This is a genomic window from Mesorhizobium sp. M5C.F.Ca.IN.020.32.2.1 (assembly GCF_004023105.1).
GTDB classification, from domain to species: Bacteria; Pseudomonadota; Alphaproteobacteria; order Rhizobiales; family Rhizobiaceae; genus Mesorhizobium; species Mesorhizobium wenxiniae.
The window spans coordinates 1-2,816 of the sequence record NZ_RZSX01000814.1; the positions used below are offsets into that span (position 1 = coordinate 1).

Annotated in this window: 2 protein-coding genes and 1 pseudogene; all 3 read left to right on the plus strand. The window is 65.6% G+C overall.

The features are described 5' to 3' along the window. A pseudogene (locus tag EOA86_RS29230) lies at positions 1 to 329 on the plus strand (ABC transporter substrate-binding protein); the annotation flags it as partial. Positions 330 to 348: 19 nt separating this feature from the next. Continuing rightward, on the plus strand, positions 349 to 1,857 hold the full coding sequence (locus tag EOA86_RS29235) for a sugar ABC transporter ATP-binding protein (protein WP_128344838.1): 1,509 nt from the start codon (positions 349 to 351) through the stop codon (positions 1,855 to 1,857). Beyond that, positions 1,854 to 2,816: ABC transporter permease (locus tag EOA86_RS29240; protein ID WP_164892088.1), on the plus strand; the 963-nt coding region annotated here is incomplete at its 3' end. The genes EOA86_RS29235 and EOA86_RS29240, both read left to right, overlap by 4 nt.

Sequence of the window (2,816 nt, forward strand, 5' to 3'; positions counted from 1 at the left end):
GTGCGGTACTCGCCCTCGACAAGCAGGGCCGCGAACAGGTGCCGATCACCGGCGAGAATGCCCGTCAGTTTCTCGAACTCTGGAAGGAAAAGGACCTCAAGAGCTGGGCGACCATGCAGCCGAACTGGCTCGGCGCCTTCGCCGCCTACACCGCCGTCCAGGCGCTGGAGGGCAAGGATGTGCCGGCTTTCGTCAAGATCCCGCTGCCGGTGATCGACAATTCCAACATCGATCAGTACCTCGGCCGGGCGGCCGATTTTCCGGCCGACGGCTACATCTATTCGCCCTACGACGAGGAACTGTTCAAGAAGCTGCTGGCTGAACAATAAGCCTGAAAGGTCGCAGAAATTGGTGGCCACGGCTCCGCTTCTTGCCGCGCGGGGGGTGTCGAAGTCCTTCTTCGGCAACCCCGTCCTGCGCGACGTGTCCATCGCTCTCCAGCCGGGCCGCGTGCATGCGCTGCTCGGCGAGAACGGCGCCGGAAAGTCGACGCTGATCAACCTCTTGTCCGGTGCCTTGCGCCCGGACGGGGGGGCGATCGAGGTCGATGGGCGCCCGGTGTCGCGCATGACTCCCGCCTATGCGCAACAGGCGGGGATCGCGGTTGTCCAGCAGGAACTCAGCCTGACGGCCAGCCTCTCCATTGCCGAGAACATCGGCCTTGGCGCCTATCCGCGCCGGTTCGGTTTGCTCGACTATCCCGAACTCGCCGGGCGGGCCAGGGCAGCATGCGATCTTGTCGGGCTTCACGAACCGCTCTCGATACCGGTCGGACATTTGTCGCTTGGCCGCCGGCAGATGGTGGAGATAGCCAAGGCGCTTTACCGCCGGCCGCGCGTGCTCATTCTCGACGAACCCACTTCGTCGCTTTCGGCAACCGAAACGAAAGTCCTGACGGAGTTGCTGGAGAGGCTGCGCGGCGAGGGCATCGCTATTCTCTACATTTCGCACCGGCTGAACGAAGTCATGGCGCTGTGCCAGCATGTCACTGTCCTGAAGGATGGCACCTGCACGGCGGACCGCACGCTGGAAGGAACCGACGCCAGCGGACTGGTACGGCTGATGGTCGGCCGCGACCCCGGCGACCTCTTTCCGCATTGGCAGCCTTCGGCATCGGCTGCCAGCGCCATCTCGGTTCGCAATTTTTCGGCCGGCCTGATGCGCGATGTCGATCTCGACATCAGGACGGGCGAGGTGCTCGGCATCGGAGGCCTGGTTGGGCAAGGGCAAGAAGATTTGCTGCTCGGCCTCTACGGTGCCATTCCGGCGAGGACGGCATCCGCGACCGTCAACGGTGCTTCGGGTCTACCCGCCGGTGTGCCGAAGGCCAACGCGCTTGGCCTCGCCTATGTCCCGGCCGACCGCAAGCGGGAAGGCCTGCACCTGATCCATTCCATCATCACCAACATGATGCTGCCCGCTTTCGCAAGACTGCCGGCGCTGAAGCTGCGCAGCCGCCGTGCCGAGCGTGAGACGGCAAGAGGTCTCGCCGTCCAGCTTGCCATCAAGGGCGACCTCGGCCGGCCGGCACAGGCCCTGTCGGGCGGCAACCAGCAGAAGGTCGCGCTGGCGAAATGGATGCCGCACGACCCGCTTGTGCTTCTCCTCAATGACCCGACACGCGGCGTCGATGTCGAGACCAAGCGCGAAATCTATATGATGCTTCGCAACTTCGCCGCCGCCGGCAAGGCGGTCGTGCTGCTCAGTTCCGACACACCCGAACTGGTGCACCTTTGCGACCGCGTCGCGGTGGTCCGGGAGGGCCACATCGTGGCCATGCTCGAGCGCGGCGCACTGAGCGAGGAAGCGATCGTTTCCGCCGCGATGGGCGCCGAACAGCGCAAGGTGGCGGCATGAGTACGGTGGGCTCCTCAAGGCAAACCGGCGCTCTCTACTGGCCGGTTCAGCTGCGCCGCAATGTCGGCGTGCGGGGCCTGTTCGCCGTGGTCATGGCATTCCTCGTCGCCTATGGCGTCCTCTTTCCTGGCCTCTTGACCGGTTCCGGCTTCGCCAAATTCACCCAGAGCTGGTTTCCGCTGGCGCTGGTCGCCATGGCCCAGGCGATCCTCATGCTTACCGGCGGCATCAGCCTAGCCATCGGCGCAATGGTCAGCCTGGGCGCGGTGATCGCCGCGACGATAATGACTGGGCCGCTGGGCGTAGCCGGCGGTGCCGCTGCGGTGGCGCTGACCGGCCTCGGCATCGGTGCCGCGACCGGGTTGATCGTCGTAAAACTTCGGTTGCCGGCGATCGTGGTGACGCTCGCCGGCTCCTTCATCATCGGCGGTGCTGCGCTGCTCATCCTGCCGAGACCCGGCGGCGCCATTCCGGAGTGGCTGTCGGACCTGCTTGCCGGCAACACGCCCGCGGCCTTCGTGCTGCTGGTGCTCATCGTCCTTCTGTGGAAGCTCTATCTCGCCACGCCGCTTGGTTTAAGCCTCTATGCCGCCGGCGAGAATCCGGTCGGCGCCTACCGCTCCGGCGTGCCGGTCGACGGTGCCCGGATCGCCGCCTACGCGATCAGCGGTCTGCTTTGCACAGGCGCCGGCCTGTTCGTCGCCGCGCAAACGGGTTCGGGCGATCCGGTCATCGGCACGGCGTTCACGCTGAATTCCATCGCCGCCGCCGTGCTCGGCGGCATCGGTTTCCTCGGCGGGCAAGGCACGATGCGCGGCGCTCTTGCCGGCAGCCTGCTGCTCAGCCTGATGATCAGTGTCATGTTCTTCCTCGGCTTCACGCCGGTCGCCCAGTATGTCGCCCAGGGCCTCATCATCATCGGGGCGGTCGCCATCCCGCAATTCCGCAAGGTGCAGCAA